Annotated in this window: 13 protein-coding genes; 6 read left to right on the top strand and 7 right to left on the bottom strand. The window is 67.4% G+C overall.

Annotated elements, in window-relative coordinates; all coding sequences use genetic code 11:
* Positions 1-17: 17 nt before the first annotated feature.
* The 3 genes from Q0L89_RS02940 to Q0L89_RS02950 all read right to left on the bottom strand — a co-directional run bounded on the left by Q0L89_RS02940 (position 18) and on the right by Q0L89_RS02950 (position 2707).
* Positions 18-1661 (bottom strand): CTP synthase, encoded by a 1644-nt coding sequence (locus Q0L89_RS02940; protein WP_296762409.1) that lies wholly within the window; start codon positions 1659-1661, stop codon positions 18-20.
* A 174-nt stretch (positions 1662-1835) separates the two neighbouring features.
* The gene (gene secG / locus Q0L89_RS02945) at positions 1836-2210 is read right to left on the bottom strand and encodes a preprotein translocase subunit SecG (protein ID WP_296762410.1); all 375 of its coding nucleotides are present in this window, start codon (positions 2208-2210) and stop codon (positions 1836-1838) included.
* A 101-nt stretch (positions 2211-2311) separates the two neighbouring features.
* A complete protein-coding gene (locus Q0L89_RS02950; RefSeq protein ID WP_296762411.1) occupies positions 2312-2707 on the bottom strand; it encodes a DUF6524 family protein in 396 nt (131 codons plus the stop codon).
* Between the two features lie 167 nt (positions 2708-2874).
* On the opposite strand from Q0L89_RS02950, the gene Q0L89_RS02955 reads away from it, so the two are divergent.
* Complete coding sequence (locus Q0L89_RS02955; RefSeq protein WP_296762413.1) at positions 2875-4170, top strand: adenylosuccinate synthase; 1296 nt, start codon at positions 2875-2877, stop codon at positions 4168-4170.
* The gene (locus Q0L89_RS02960; protein WP_296762414.1) at positions 4170-4415 is read left to right on the top strand and encodes a DUF2842 domain-containing protein; all 246 of its coding nucleotides are present in this window, start codon (positions 4170-4172) and stop codon (positions 4413-4415) included. The genes Q0L89_RS02955 and Q0L89_RS02960 overlap by 1 nt, the downstream gene beginning before the upstream one ends.
* Positions 4416-4425: 10 nt before the next feature.
* Here the strand turns inward: Q0L89_RS02960 and Q0L89_RS02965 are convergent, their stop codons facing one another.
* On the bottom strand, positions 4426-6537 hold the full coding sequence (locus Q0L89_RS02965; protein ID WP_296762415.1) for a hypothetical protein: 2112 nt from the start codon (positions 6535-6537) through the stop codon (positions 4426-4428).
* A 122-nt stretch (positions 6538-6659) separates the two neighbouring features.
* Here Q0L89_RS02965 and Q0L89_RS02970 point away from each other — a divergent pair, with 122 nt between their 5' ends.
* Positions 6660-7361, top strand: coding sequence for a thiamine diphosphokinase (locus Q0L89_RS02970; protein WP_296762416.1), 702 nt, complete (start codon positions 6660-6662; stop codon positions 7359-7361).
* A gap of 68 nt (positions 7362-7429) precedes the next feature.
* On the opposite strand, the gene Q0L89_RS02975 is transcribed toward Q0L89_RS02970, so the two are convergent.
* From Q0L89_RS02975 to Q0L89_RS02985, 3 genes are all read right to left on the bottom strand, one after another.
* Positions 7430-8308: a DMT family transporter gene (locus Q0L89_RS02975; RefSeq protein ID WP_296762418.1), complete on the bottom strand. Its 879-nt coding sequence runs from the start codon at positions 8306-8308 to the stop codon at positions 7430-7432.
* A 163-nt stretch (positions 8309-8471) separates the two neighbouring features.
* Positions 8472-9845: an L-serine ammonia-lyase gene (locus tag Q0L89_RS02980; protein ID WP_296762420.1), complete on the bottom strand. Its 1374-nt coding sequence runs from the start codon at positions 9843-9845 to the stop codon at positions 8472-8474.
* Positions 9845-10549 (bottom strand): glutathione S-transferase family protein, encoded by a 705-nt coding sequence (locus tag Q0L89_RS02985; protein WP_296762422.1) that lies wholly within the window; start codon positions 10547-10549, stop codon positions 9845-9847. Before Q0L89_RS02985 ends, Q0L89_RS02980 begins: the two co-directional genes overlap by 1 nt.
* A gap of 147 nt (positions 10550-10696) precedes the next feature.
* Here Q0L89_RS02985 and rpiA point away from each other — a divergent pair, with 147 nt between their 5' ends.
* The 3 genes from rpiA to hflK all read left to right on the top strand — a co-directional run bounded on the left by rpiA (position 10697) and on the right by hflK (position 14093).
* Positions 10697-11485, top strand: a complete 789-nt coding sequence (rpiA, locus tag Q0L89_RS02990; protein WP_296762424.1) for a ribose-5-phosphate isomerase RpiA — start codon at positions 10697-10699, stop codon at positions 11483-11485.
* Positions 11486-11495: 10 nt separating this feature from the next.
* Positions 11496-12857 carry a glutathione-disulfide reductase gene (gene gor, locus Q0L89_RS02995; protein WP_296762426.1) on the top strand — a complete coding sequence of 454 codons (1362 nt, stop codon included), beginning with the start codon at positions 11496-11498 and terminating at the stop codon, positions 12855-12857.
* Between the two features lie 69 nt (positions 12858-12926).
* Entirely contained in the window at positions 12927-14093 is a 1167-nt protein-coding gene (gene hflK, locus Q0L89_RS03000; RefSeq protein ID WP_296762428.1) for an FtsH protease activity modulator HflK, read from the top strand.
* Positions 14094-14097: the final 4 nt, after the last annotated feature.

Consider the following 14097-nt stretch of genomic DNA (forward strand, 5'->3'; position numbering starts at 1 on the left):
GCAACGCCCGCGCATCGTCACACCAGCCTGCTCGTCTCCACCGCCGCGCGCACGAAATCGGCAAACAGCGGGTGCGGGGCGAAGGGCTTGGATTTCAGCTCGGGGTGGAACTGCACCCCGATGAACCACGGGTGATCGTCCCATTCGACGATCTCGGGCAGGCGCCCGTCGGGTGACATGCCCGAGAATTTCAGCCCGCAGGCTTCCAGCTTGTCGCGGTACTTGGTGTCCACCTCGTAGCGGTGGCGGTGGCGTTCCTCGATCCTGGTGGTGCCGTAGATCGCCGCCACCCGCGAGCCCTCGGCCAGCTTTGCCTCGTAGGCGCCCAGCCGCATGGTGCCGCCCTTGTCGTCATCGACGCGCCGTTCGATCCGGCGGCTGCCCTGCACCCATTCCTTGAGGTGGTAGACCACCGGTTCGAACCGGGTCTGGCCGGCCTCGTGGTCGAATTCCTCCGACCCGGCGGTGGGCAGGCCGGCGACGTTGCGTGCCGCCTCGATCACCGCCATCTGCATGCCCAGACAAATGCCCAAGTAGGGGATCTTGCGGGTGCGGGCGAACTCGGCCGCCTTGATCTTGCCCTCGGTGCCGCGCTCGCCGAAACCGCCGGGCACCACGATGGCGTGGAAGCCTTCCAGCCGCGCCGCCGGGTCTTCGGTGTCGAAGACCTCGGCATCGACCCAGTCCACCCGCACCTTGACGCGGTTGGCCATGCCGCCATGGGTCAGCGCCTCGCGGATCGACTTGTAGGCGTCTTCGAGCTGCGTGTACTTGCCGACGATGGCGACGCGCACCTCGCCCTCGGGGTTGTGGATGCGGTCGACGACATCCTCCCACACCGCCAGGTGCGGGCGCGGCGCGGGCGAAATGCCGAAGGCATCCAGCACCGCCTGGTCCAGCCCGACGCGGTGATAGGCCAGCGGCGCCTCGTAGATCGAAACCAGATCGTAGGCGGGAATGACGTTTTCCTTGCGCACGTTGCAGAACAGGCCGATCTTTTCGCGTTCTTTCTCGGGGATCGGCTGTTCCGATCGGCATACCAGCACGTCGGGCGCGATGCCGATGCTGCGCAATTCCTTGACGCTGTGCTGGGTGGGTTTGGTTTTCAGCTCGCCGCTGGCGGCCAGGTAGGGCAGCAGCGTGAGATGCATGAAGATGCACTGCCCGCGCGGGCGATCCTGCGAGAACTGGCGAATCGCCTCGAAGAAGGGCAGCCCCTCGATATCGCCGACGGTGCCGCCGATCTCGCACAGCATGAAATCGACCTCGTTATCGCCGATGTCGAGGAAGTGCTTGATCTCATTGGTGACGTGCGGGATCACCTGGATCGTCTTGCCAAGGTAGTCGCCGCGGCGTTCCTTTTCCAGAACGTTGGAATAGATGCGCCCCGAGCTGACCGAGTCGGTGGCGCGCGCCGCAACCCCGGTAAAGCGTTCGTAGTGGCCCAGGTCGAGGTCGGTTTCGGCGCCGTCATCGGTGACGAAGACCTCGCCGTGCTCGAACGGGCTCATGGTGCCGGGATCGACGTTGAGATACGGGTCGAGCTTGCGCAGCCGCACCGAGAACCCGCGCGCCTGCAACAGCGCGCCAAGTGCAGCCGAGGCCAACCCCTTGCCCAACGAAGAAACAACACCACCGGTGATGAAAATGTAACGCGCCATCTGGTTGGCAACCCCCGTGATCAGGCCGTTGATAGTCAGCAGTTAAGCGCCCTGACCGGCCCTGCCGGACCGCTGAACCACGGGACCCAAGTAATAAGGGATTCGTGGCGAAAGGGCAAGCCTGCCGCAATATGCTGTTGCGGCGCAGCGTGTCCGCCCCAATCGCTTGTGGGATCAGTCGGCGCGCGGCACCAGTGGCGCGCTTTCGCCCGGCGTCGGCGGCACCAGCGTGTCGTCCGCGGGCGCGGCCGGGTCGGCGGGCTCTTCGGCAGCGGGCTGTTCGCCCAGCCGGTCAAGCACCGATCCGCCGGTCGATTTCTGCGCCGCGATGATCGTCAGCGCCAGCGACGTGCAGATGAAGGCGATCGCCAGCACCCAGGTCAGCCGCCCCAGCGCGGTGGCTGCCGCGCGGCCCGACATTACCCCGCCGGCACCGCCGCCGCCACCGCCCATGGCACCAAGACCGCCGCCTTCCGAGCGCTGCAGCAGCACCACGCCGATCAGCGCCAATGCCAGAAGGAGGTGGATGATGAGGATGACGTTTTCCATGAAGGCGGCCCGCTGTCGCTGTGATGTGCGCCGTATCTAGGCAAATTGCGCGCCCGGCGCAACCCGTCGTCGCGCCCCCGCAGCCCGCGCCGGGCGGGGCGTTATTCGTCGACGTCGTCGATGTCGGCCTGGCCGCTGAGCTGGCGGCGCAGGATGGACCAGCTCAGCCCGATACCCAGCACCAGTGACAGCGCCAGCAGCGCCAGCCACAGGTTGAGATCGCGGTTGGCAAGGTCGAGCACGCCGTAATCGTAGAGCACCCACATAAGCGAGCCGACGATCGCCAGCACCAGCCCCATGCCGAAGGCCCCGATCGAGCGCAGAGTCGCGCGCAGGTAGATGATGTAGCCCACCAGCAGCAACAGCCCCAGGAAAACGGCCAGCGGTGTCTGCGGCTCCCAGTTGGTGCGCGCCCAGGTTGCATAGTTCCACGGCGTCGGGTTGTAGGTGCCGGCCAGCAATGCGAACGCCACCAGCCAACGCAGGAAGAACCCCATGACAAAATCTCCTTCGCTTCAATGCCGCGATCTTGCGCATCCGGGCCATCGCTGTCCAGTCGCGGTGACCCGCGATGGCACACGAATTTGCGGTTTCATGTGTGATCCGGTGCCGCTATACCGGCGCGGGTTTCACCGCAACACCGTTTCACACGAAGGGTCCGGACATGGCGAATGTGGTTGTCGTCGGCGCGCAATGGGGCGACGAGGGGAAAGGCAAGATCGTTGACTGGCTGTCCGAGCGGGCCGACGTCATCGCGCGTTTCCAGGGCGGGCACAACGCCGGTCATACGCTGGTGATCGACGGCGCGGTCTACAAGCTTCACGCGCTGCCCTCCGGGGTGGTGCGCGGCGGCAAGCTCAGCGTGGTGGGTAATGGCGTGGTGCTCGACCCCTGGCACCTGCTGGAGGAGATCGAGACGCTGCGCGGTCAGGGCGTCGAGATCACCCCCGACACCCTCATGATCGCCGAGAACACGCCGCTGATCCTGCCTTATCACGGCGAACTGGATCGCGCCCGCGAAGAGGCGGCCAGCAAGGGCACCAAGATCGGCACCACCGGGCGCGGCATTGGCCCATGCTACGAAGACAAGGTGGGCCGCCGGGCCGTCCGGGTGGCCGACCTCGCGGATGAGGCCACGCTTGAGGCGCGTGTGGACCGCGCGCTCCAGCATCACGACCCGCTGCGCAAGGGCCTGGGTGTCGAAGCCATCGACCGCGACGTGCTGATCGCCAGGCTCAAGGCGGTCGCGCCGGCGATCCTACCTTTCGCGGCGCCGGTGTGGAAGGTGCTCAGCGAAAAGCGCAAGGCCGGCAAACGCATCCTGTTCGAGGGCGCGCAGGGCGCGCTGCTGGACATAGATTTCGGCACCTACCCGTTCGTGACCTCGTCGAACGTCATCGCCGGGCAGGCGGCGACGGGCACCGGCATCGGGCCGGGCGGCATCGACTTCGTGCTTGGCATCGTCAAGGCCTACACCACCCGCGTCGGCGAGGGGCCGTTCCCGACCGAACTGCAGGACGGCGATGGCCAAAGACTGGGCGAGCGGGGCCACGAGTTCGGCACCACCACCGGGCGGCAGCGCCGCTGCGGGTGGTTCGACGCCTGCCTGGTGCGCCAAAGCTGCGCCATCTCGGGGGTGAACGGCATCGCGCTGACCAAGCTCGACGTGCTCGACGGGTTCGAGACGTTGAAAATCTGCATCGGCTACGACCTCGACGGCACGCGGCTGGATCACCTGCCCACCGCCGCCGATGCGCAGGCGCGCTGCACGCCGGTCTACGAGGAAATGCCCGGCTGGACCGAGTCGACCGAGGGTGCGCGGAGCTGGGCCGACCTGCCTGCCAATGCGATCAAGTACGTGCGCCGGGTCGAGGAGTTGATCGACTGTCCCGTCGCGCTGTTGTCGACCTCGCCCGAACGCGAGGACACCATTCTTGTCACCGACCCGTTCGCCGATTGATGGCCCTGTCCTGGAAAACCCGCCGGCGGCTGTCGCTGCTGATCCTGCTGGTCGGGATGCCCGCCTACATCGTGCTGGCGATCACGCTGCTGGGCATGCTGGACCGGCCGCCGTTCTGGGCCGAGGCGGGGCTTTACGTGCTGATCGGCACCGCCTGGATCGTGCCGTTCAGGGCGGTGTTCCGCGGCATCGGTCAGCCCGACCCCGACGCCGCCCCGGACAAGGGCGACGACGACGCGCGCTGAGCGCCCCCGCTCAGCCGGCGCGCCGCGCTTCCTGCTGGAACCCGATCTCGCGCGTGGCGGTGAATTGCCCGCCGCCGATCTTGCGCAGTTTGCCGTTGCGCAACAGTTGGCCGAAGCTGCGCAAGCCGTCTTCGCGGCTGAACGCGTCGCCCTGTAGCGCCCGCGCCCGCGTCATGAGCTGTGGGCGGGAGAATTCGGACCGCTCTTCGACGAAGGTCATGTAGGCGGCCGCTGCTTCGAGAATGTCGCCGAGATTGTGCACCCCGACGCTGGCGGCGAATTCGGCGAATCCGTCCTGCTGCGCGGGCGGCACCTGGGGGGCGGTGTCGCCGGTCGCATCGTTGAGGTCTGCGCGCGATACGCGGCGGGGTCTGACCGGTTGCGTCGGTTCGGGTGTGTCGATGCGCTGCTCGGGCACCAGTTTCAGGGGCGCCGGGCCCTCCGCGGCGGCCGGGCGACGGGTCGGCGCGCCCTCGGCGCGGGCGGGGCGCTTGGGCCGCACGGCGCTGGCAGGGTCGTCGGGCACCGCTGCGGGCATGGTGTCTTCGTGCGCACGGCCCTGACCGGCTTCGATCTCGGCAGTGGTGGCGGCGACGGCGGCGCGCAAGTGGGCGATGGCGTTTCGCCGGTTGGCGGCCTGGGGCTCGGCCATTTCGCTTTGCGTCTTGGCGATTAGGCGGTTCATGTCCTGTTCGTCAGCGGTTCTGTACAGGCGTTCGCGCCGCGCGATCCGGTCCTGGCGGCTTTCGTGCTCGGCCGCGCCGGTTTCGACAAAGATCGAGCTGACCTCATCGTCATCGTCGTCGTCGTCCTCGGCGGCTGCCGCAGCGTCGTCGCTGGTGCCCTCGTCCGGTTCACCGCCCAGCTCTGCCTCGACCTGGGCCAGTTCGCGGCGCAGTTCGGCCTCTTCCTCGGGGCTGAGGGTGCTTTCCTCGTCTTCGCCCTCGTCCCAGTTTTCGTCCCAATCGATCACGGCATCATCACCTGCCGTGTCTTCGCTTGCCGCCTCCTCGGCGGCTTCCGTCGCATCATCGTCCTGTTCAGGAGCGAGCGCCTCTTCGAAGTCGGCGCGCTTGACCTTGAGGACGCCGGCGCGCGTGGTGCCGGCGGTGTCTTCGGGCGCCGCCTCGGGCGTGTCGTCCTGCGCCCCGTCGTCCGCCGTGTCCTGCGCGGTATCGGGTTGGGCGCCCGATGCGTCTGTGTCGCCGCCGGGTTGGGCGGCCGGGGCTTCGGCGGCGGGGCCCATGCCGGCGCTGTCGTCGGCATGCTCGTCCTCGCTGTACCCGAAGGCGGCGGTGGCGGGCGTGGCCCCTTTCGAGACGACGGCACGAATGCGTCGCAGTTTTGCGGCGACGCTTTCGTTCTCGGCGCGCGTGTGCGGGGCCAGCGGTTCGGTCGCTTCGGGTTCGGGTTCGGGTTCGGCTTCGGCTGTTTCGGGTTCCGGCGCCGCCTCGGTCGCCTCGGCCTCCGTCTCGGCCGCTTCGGATTCGGGCTCGGCTTCGGCCGCAATTTCCGGTTCCGTGCCGGATACCGGTTCTGCCTCTGCTTCTGTTTCGATTTCCGGCGCTGTCTGGGCTTCGGTCGCTGGTTCGGTCGCGCTCTCCGGTTCCGGGGCAGGGGCTTGTTCGGCCTGCGGCACGGGGGTTGCGTCGGGCCTGGCGTCCGTTTCCGCCCCGGCTTCCGGCTGGTCCTCGCTGCCGGGTTGCCCGGCTTGCGCGGCGTCATCGGCCTCGGCCCCGGTGGCCTCGGCGGCGGGCTGTTCGGCGGGTTGCGGGGCCTCTTGAGGCGCAGGCGTGTCGCCATCGCCGACCGCCGCGTCCGCCTGCGCGGTCGCTTCGGGCGCCGGGTCTTCGGCTGCCATGGGCTGATCGGCGGCGCGCAGCACGATCTGGCCGTGCTCCTGGCGCGCCTCGACCTGGCGGGCGATTTCGCGTTCGGCAATGCGGGCAAGCATCTCGGCATCGGGCGTGGGCGGTTCGGCACCGAAATAGCGGTCGTTCGAGGCAAGGTCGCGGAAATACTCGGCAATAGCCTTCATCGTGCCGAAGGAATCGTCGAATCCTTCGAGCGTGCAGGAAAATGTCCCGTAGGAGACGGTAAGAATTTTACTCGTGTTCACCATAGCTCACTCGCTTTCTGCCGTAATGCAAGTTCCGCATTTACCATGTGATACACGTCGAAACGTGACCGATTCTTCGGTTATTAGGGTATCATTTCATGGCGGGAATGTGTTCTGTGCAAGATATGGGCGACAATTCGCGCGGCACGGGGGTCATTGTTCGCTCGGGCGATCCAATCGTGCTGGTGGGCGGTGGCGGTATCGCGCCGGCCCTGTGGGACGCGGTGACAGCGCATGGCGGCGAGGTCGTCGCCGCCGATCGCGGCGCCGGGGCGGCGCTGGCGCGCGGGCTGATGCCGCGCGCAGTGATCGGCGACATGGATTCGCTGCGCGCAAGCGACCGCGCGGCGCTGCCGCCGGGAATCATCCACCCTATCGCCGAGCAGGAGACCACCGATTTCGAGAAATGCCTGCGCTCGGTATGCGCGCCTGTGATACTCGGGCTGGGTTTCGGCGGGCCGCGGATGGATCACGCGCTGGCCAATTTCAGCGCCCTGGTGCGCCACCCCTACCGGCGCTGCCTCCTGCTGGACGGCAAGGACCTGGTCTTTCTGGCGCCGCCGGTCCTGCGGCTCGATCTGGTGCCAGGCACGCGGTTCTCGGTGTTTCCGATGGGGCCGGTCGAGGCCGAGTCGGAGGGGCTGCAATGGCCGCTCGACGGGCTGTCGCTGGCCCCCGACGGGCGCATCGGCACCTCCAACCGGGTGACCGGGCCGGTGTGGCTGCGCGCGAGCGCGCCCAAGCTGCTGGTGATCGTGCCGTTCAAGGCGCTGGATGCGGTGATCGCGGCGTTGCGCGCGCTGCCGGCCGATCCTTGGGGCAGCTGAAGGGTGCGGGTTCATGCCGGCGGCAGCGGGCGGCGGCGGATGCTGTTGGCGCGTTCGCGGGCAAACACTTAGAGCCCCGATCCCACGATCACCGCGATCCCGGCCCATGTCAGCAGGTTGGGAAAATCGCCGAAGATCCAGTAGCCCAACCCGGTGGCGGCGACGATTTCGAGATATTGCAGCGGCGCGATGGTGGCCGCCGGCGCCATGCGCAGCGCGAAGCTGATGAACAGGTGCGACACCGTTGCCGTCACGCCCACGCCCAGTAATGTCCACACCGCCAGCCCCCGTGGCACCACCGGATCGAGCGCGGCGACACCGGTGCCGTCGAACACTACCAGCAGCGGCACGATCACGAGGGTGGCGGCCACGGCTGTATAGCCCTGCAACGTGATCGGATGGATGCTCCGCGTCATCGAGCGCGTCATGATCATGTAGCCGGCGAAACAGAACGCGGTGCCCAGCGGCAACAGCGCGACGAAGCCCAGCTCGGCAAAGCTGGGCTGGATCACCAGCAGCGCGCCGCCGAACCCCACCAGGCAGGCAATGATGCGCCGGCGGCCCACGTCCTCGCCCAGCAACAGCCCGCCCAGCAGGGTCAGGATGAACGGCTCGACGAAGAAGATCGAGATCGCGTTGGCGATTGGCATGTAGCGCAGCGCGGTAAAGAAGAACCCCGTCGCCACCAGCAGCAGCACACCGCGCAGCAGGTGCAGGGCGCATTCGCGCAGGCCGGGCCGGTGCGCCATGCCCAGAACATGCGCCAGCGGGACCAGCGTGATCACCTGGAATCCGAAGCGCACCGCCAGGATCAGCCCCACGGCGATCACCTCGGGCGTGGCCTTGGCAAAGCTGTCCATCACCGGGGCAAGCGCGCTGAAGGCGATCATGCACACGATGCCGGCAACGGTGCGGTCGGGCAGGGCGGGGGCAGAAGTGTTGGTCATGCCGGCACCCTGCCACGCCCCGGCGCCGGGCGCCATGGGGTTGAGGCGCGTCGGCGCGCACGCGCGGTGCGGGTGTTGCGGGGGCCGGTCTGCGGGACGAAACGAGCCGCTCGTTTTGCATTCCCAGCGTGGAACCAGGGCGCGGAACGCGCCGCCGCGCGCCTCAGCAATTCGGTACGTTGACCGCCAGCCCGCCCAGCGAGGTTTCCTTGTATTTCTCGCTCATGTCGGCGCCGGTCTGGCGCATGGTCTCGATGCAGGCATCGAGCGGCACCAGATGGGTGCCGTCGCCCCTGAGCGACAGAGACGCGGCGCTGACTGCCTTGATCGCGCCCAGCCCGTTGCGTTCGATGCACGGCACCTGCACCAGCCCCCTGACCGGGTCGCAGCTCATCCCGAGGTGATGCTCCAGCGCGATCTCGGCGGCGTTCTCGATCTGCTCCGGCGTGCCGCCCATCACCGCGGCCAGACCGGCGGCGGCCATCGCCGCGGCGCTGCCCACCTCGGCCTGGCAACCGGCCTCGGCGCCCGAGATCGAGGCGTTGTATTTCACCAGCCCGCCGATCGCGGCGGCGGTCAGAAGGAATTCGGCGATGCGCGCGGTGGTGGCGCCCGGCACATGGTCGAGCCAGTAGCGGATCACCGCCGGCACCACGCCCGCGGCGCCGTTGGTGGGCGCGGTCACCACCTGCCCGCCGGCGGCGTTTTCCTCGTTCACGGCCATCGCGTAGGTGCTCATCCAGTCGTTGATGGTGTGCGGCGCGTTCAGGTTCATGCCGCGCTCGGCCATGAGCGCGTCGTGGATGGCCTTGGCGCGGCGCCTGACGCGCAAGCCGCCGGGCAGGGTGCCCTCGGTGCCCAGGCCGCGCTCGATGCAGGCGTTCATGACGTCCCAGACGCGCGTCAGCCCCTGTTTGAGGCTCTGGTCGCAGCCGCGCGAGACCTCGTTGGCGGCCTTCATCTGCGCGATGGTCTTGCCCGAGGCCTGCGCCATTTCCAGCATCTCGGCGGCGGTCTTGAACGGGTAGGGCACCGGTGGCCCGTCGTCGGTGTCGCGCCCGGCGGCCAGTTCCGCCTCGGTCAGCACGAAGCCGCCGCCGACCGAGTAATAGGTTTCCTGCAAGATCACGTCGCCCTGCGCGTCGGTGGCCATCAGGATCATGCCGTTGGCGTGGCCGGGCAGGGGCGGGCCGTAGTCGAAGACGATGTCGCGTTCGGGGTCGAAGTTCAGCGTGCCCAGGCCCTCGGGCGCGACGGTCCTGGTGTCGCGAATCGCCGCCAGCGCCGCCTCGGCGGCGTCGGTGTCGTAGGTTTCGGGTTTGAACCCGGCAAGGCCCAGGATCGTGGCCCGGTCGGTGGCATGGCCCACGCCGGTAAAGGCGAGGCTGCCGTGCAGCGACCCCTTGACGCCGGCGCAGTCGAAGGGTGCTGCGCGCATCAGCTCGAGAAACCGCGCGGCGGCCACCATCGGGCCCATCGTGTGCGACGACGACGGGCCGATGCCGACCTTGAACATCTCGAATACGGACAGGAACATCAGGTTGCACTCCCTTCGGGCGGGGTGGGCAGGCGCGGCGTGGTGAATGGGTGTGGCCCCAGCCCCTCGGACCGGGCGGCGCGGGCGACGCTGTCGCGCGCCTCCACGCTTGCGGCAAGGCGCGCCAGGTGCGGGTGCTCGGGCAGGGCGAACCACGAAGTGTCGCCCACCGGGTACAGCGCCAGCCAGCGCAGGCACGCACACAGGTAGAGATCGAGCGCCGAGGGCGTCGCTGCGCCGAGCCAGCCGTGACCCGCGCCGGCCACCCGGTCGAGCAACGCCAGATGCCGGCGCAGGCTGTCGCGCAGGCCGGTGCGCAGAGCGTCGCACGCATGGGCGTCGGGGCCGGTGTATTGATCGGGGTAAAACAGCATCCGCATCTCGGCATGCAGCGTGTTGGACAGGAACATCAGCCAGCTCAGCGCCAGCGGCCGCGCGCCGCTGTCGGCGCCGGGCAGCACCCGCCCGTGCCGGTCGGCAAGCCACAGAAGAATCGCCGCCGTTTCGAACATCGGCCCGTGCGGGGTTACCAGCACCGGGATGCGGCCCACCGGGTTCAGTGCCAGGTAGGCGGCCGACCGCTGTGCGCCGGCGCGGCGGTCGACCAGCACCGTTTCGAACGGCTGGTCCAGTTCCAGCAGCGCCAGCCGGATCACCAGCGAGGCGTTGTCGGGCGCGTAATGCAGGCGATAAGGCGTCTCCATGCCCCAGACCTATCAAACCAGCCGCCGCGGTCCACGCCGAAAAGCGGCACTGCGGCGGCGAAACGCGCAAAACTCTGGCGATGCCCCCTCGCGCCGGGAGCGGCTATTGCCTATAAGTGCCGGTGAAGCCACTCGGGAGTTTCAGACATGAGCGGAGAATTGTCGCCCATCGACAAGGCCAAGTTCGTGGCCGCCAAGCGCGCGGTGGATTTCGTCGAGGACGGAATGCGCGTGGGGCTGGGCACCGGATCGACCGCCGCGTGGATGGTGCGCTGCCTGGGCGAGTTGGTGCGCGAGGACGGGTTGCGCATCAAGGGCGTGCCCACCTCCAGCCGTACCGCGGTTCTGGCACGCGACGTGGGAATCGACGTGATAAGCCTCGACGAGGCGAGGTGGCTGGACCTGACCATCGACGGCGCCGACGAGATCGACAGCGAACTCAACCTCATCAAGGGCGGCGGCGGCGCGCTGTTGCAGGAAAAGATCGTCGCCACCGCCAGCGACCAGATGGTGGTGATCGCCGATGCCGGCAAGGAGGTCGAAAGCCTTGGCGCATTCCCGCTGCCGGTCGAGGTGATCCCGTTCGGCTGGCAGACCACCAAGGCGCTGGTCGAGGAGTTGCTGGTGTCGATGGACGTGCTGGGCCGCGAAGTGACGTTGCGCATGAACAGCGACCACCCTTACGTGACCGACGAGGGCAACCATATCCTCGATCTGCACCTCAACCGCATCGGCAATGCCCGGCAACTGGCGATGGTGCTCAACCAGGTGCCCGGCGTGGTGGAAAACGGGCTGTTCATCGACATCTGCGACGCGGTCGTGGTGGGCTATGGCGACGGGCGGGTGGAAACCCGCGACATCAACGAAGGCACTGTCGAACGCGACCGACTGGATTTCGTCGAGAACGAGAACCTGTTCACCGACCTCAACGACTGAAAGGCAAGGAATGGCATTCGACTATGATCTCTTCGTGATCGGTGGCGGCTCTGGCGGGGTTCGCGCGGCGCGCGTGGCCGCGCAAGGGGGCGCGCGCGTGGCGCTGGCCGAAGAGGACCGTTACGGCGGCACCTGCGTCATTCGCGGCTGCGTGCCCAAGAAGCTGATGGTCTATGCCAGCGAATTCGTCGATACCGTCGAGGATGCCCGCGCCTTCGGCTGGGACATCGCGCCCGGCGCCTTCGACTGGGCCGGGTTCCGCACCAGGCTGCATGCAGAGCTGGACAGGCTGGAAGGTGTCTATCGCAAGCTGTTGTCGGGCAACGGGGTCGAGACCTTCGACATGCGCGCCAAGCTGGCCGACGCCCACACGGTGGAACTGGCCGACGGCACCCGCAAGAGCGCGCGGCACATCCTGCTGGCCGCCGGCGGCTGGCCCGTCAAACCCGGTATCAAGGGTGAAGACCTGGCGATCACGTCCAACGAGGTGTTCCACCTCGACCATCTGCCCGAAAGCATGCTGATCGTCGGCGGCGGCTACATCGCCTGTGAATTCGCCTGCATTCTCAATGGCCTGGGCGTGAAGGTGACGCAATACTACCGCGGTGCGCAGATATTGCGCGGCTTCGACGACGAGGCCCGCGGCCTGGTGGCCGAGGAGATGCAGCAGCGTGGCGTCGAGCTGCACCTGGGCACCAACGTGTTGGAGATGTCGCGCGACGATGCCTCGGGCGGCGTGTTGGTGAAATCGACCAATGGCGACGAACGCGTCTTCGACAAGGTGATGTTCGCCACCGGCCGCGCCCCCAATACCGCCGGCCTGGGCCTGGAGGACATCGGCGTCGAGCTGGGCCGCAACGGCGAGGTGATGGTTGACACTTACAGCCAGTCGACGGTGCCTTCGATCCACGCCATCGGCGACGTGACCGACCGGGTCAATCTCACCCCGGTGGCAATTCGCGACGGCATGGCTTTTGTCGAGACGATATTCGGCGGCAACCCCACGCCGGTGGATCACGCGCTGATCCCGACGGCGATCTTCACCCAGCCGGAGATAGGCACAGTCGGCCTTTCCGAGGAAGCCGCCAGCGCGCAAGAACCGATCGAGGTCTACTGCACCTCGTTCAAGCCGATGCAGCAGGCCTTTGCGGGCCGCGGCGACCGGGCGCTGATGAAACTGATCGTCAGCCGCGAAAACCGCAAGGTGCTAGGGTGCCACATCGTCGCACCGGGCGCGGGCGAGATGATCCAGATGGCTGGAATCGCCGTGAAAATGGGCGCGACCAAGGAAGACTTCGACCGCACCGTCGCGGTGCATCCGACCATGTCGGAAGAGATCGTGACGATGAAGGTGCCGGTCAGGACGGGTTGAAATCCGCCGCTGGCTGCACAGGTAATGACAGGAGATGATACGTGAAAACCAACAAGGGAAGGTTCGCTGATGGCTGGTAACTCAGGCGGCCCATGGGGCGGCGGCGGCGGCGGTGGAAATCGCGGCGGCGGTGACGACCGGCGGCCACCACAGGGCGGCGGGCGGCCCCCGCAGGGCGACGGGCCGCAAATCCCCGAGATAGACGAGCTGATGAAAAAGGGCCAGGAGCGGCTGCGCGTGCTCATGGGCGGGCGCGGCGGCGGCGGCCAGGGCGGCGGCGCCGATGGTGGCGGCGGGCCCGGTTTCAATCGCGGCACGATTGGCCTGGGTGTGTTGGTGGCAGTCGGCCTGTGGGCCTTCGCCAGCTTCTACACCGTCAAGCCCGAAGAGCAGTCCGTCGAGTTGTTCCTCGGCGAATTTTCCTCTATCGGCAGTCCGGGTCTGAACTTTGCGCCGTGGCCGCTGGTCACCGCCGATGTCGTCAACGTTACCTCGGAGCGGACAGAAAACATCGGCCAGCGTAGCGGTACCGGCGATGGCCTGATGCTGACCACCGATGCCAATATCGTGGATATCACGTTTCAGGTGGTCTGGAACATCAACGACCCCTCGAAATTGCTGTTCAACATCCGCGACCCGCAGTTGACGGTTCAGGCGGTGTCGGAGTCCGTGATGCGCGAGATCATCGCGGCCAGCAACCTCGGTCCAATCCTCAACCGTGATCGTGGCCTTATCGCCGATACCGCGATGCAGGACATCCAGAACACGCTGGACGAGTATGAGAGCGGCATTTCAATCGTGCGTGTCAACCTCGACACCGCAGACCCGCCGAACGAAGTGATCGACGCCTTCCGCGAGGTGCAGGCTGCCGAACAGGAACGCGACCGCCTGCAACGTCAGGCCGACGCTTATGCCAACCGCGTTCTGGCCGAATCGCGTGGTAACGCCGCGCAGATCCTGCAGGAAGCCGAAGGCTACCGCGCACAGGTCGTCAACCAGGCGTTGGGTGACGCGAGCCGCTTCACCTCGGTGCTTACGGAGTTCACCAAGGCCCCCGAAGTGACCCGCAAACGGCTTTACCTCGAAACGATGGAAAATGTCATGAGCTCGGTCGACAAGACGCTTCTCGACCAAAGCGTGGTTGGCGAAGGCCAGGGCAGCGGCGTGGTTCCGTACCTGCCGCTGAACGAACTGCGTCGCGATCGCTCGACCACCGACACCGGACAGGGGAACTAGGATT

Origin of the sequence: Sediminimonas sp. (assembly GCF_024637375.1) — a bacterium.
Taxonomy (GTDB): domain Bacteria; phylum Pseudomonadota; class Alphaproteobacteria; order Rhodobacterales; family Rhodobacteraceae; genus Sediminimonas.

Bases quoted from the DNA above. Each gene is read 5' to 3' on its own strand.
- Q0L89_RS02980 (WP_296762420.1), bottom strand. From the start codon at position 9,845: ATGTTCCTGTCCGTATTCGAGATGTTCAAGGTCGGCATCGGCCCGTCG.
- gor (WP_296762426.1), top strand. From the start codon at position 11,496: ATGGCATTCGACTATGATCTCTTCGTGATCGGTGGCGGCTCTGGCGGG.
- Q0L89_RS02975 (WP_296762418.1), bottom strand. From the start codon at position 8,308: ATGACCAACACTTCTGCCCCCGCCCTGCCCGACCGCACCGTTGCCGGC.
- Q0L89_RS02970 (WP_296762416.1), top strand. From the start codon at position 6,660: ATGGGCGACAATTCGCGCGGCACGGGGGTCATTGTTCGCTCGGGCGAT.
- hflK (WP_296762428.1), top strand. From the start codon at position 12,927: ATGGCTGGTAACTCAGGCGGCCCATGGGGCGGCGGCGGCGGCGGTGGA.
- Q0L89_RS02950 (WP_296762411.1), bottom strand. From the start codon at position 2,707: ATGGGGTTCTTCCTGCGTTGGCTGGTGGCGTTCGCATTGCTGGCCGGC.
- secG (WP_296762410.1), bottom strand. From the start codon at position 2,210: ATGGAAAACGTCATCCTCATCATCCACCTCCTTCTGGCATTGGCGCTG.
- Q0L89_RS02955 (WP_296762413.1), top strand. From the start codon at position 2,875: ATGGCGAATGTGGTTGTCGTCGGCGCGCAATGGGGCGACGAGGGGAAA.
- Q0L89_RS02985 (WP_296762422.1), bottom strand. From the start codon at position 10,549: ATGGAGACGCCTTATCGCCTGCATTACGCGCCCGACAACGCCTCGCTG.
- Q0L89_RS02960 (WP_296762414.1), top strand. From the start codon at position 4,170: ATGGCCCTGTCCTGGAAAACCCGCCGGCGGCTGTCGCTGCTGATCCTG.
- rpiA (WP_296762424.1), top strand. From the start codon at position 10,697: ATGAGCGGAGAATTGTCGCCCATCGACAAGGCCAAGTTCGTGGCCGCC.
- Q0L89_RS02965 (WP_296762415.1), bottom strand. From the start codon at position 6,537: ATGGTGAACACGAGTAAAATTCTTACCGTCTCCTACGGGACATTTTCC.
- Q0L89_RS02940 (WP_296762409.1), bottom strand. From the start codon at position 1,661: ATGGCGCGTTACATTTTCATCACCGGTGGTGTTGTTTCTTCGTTGGGC.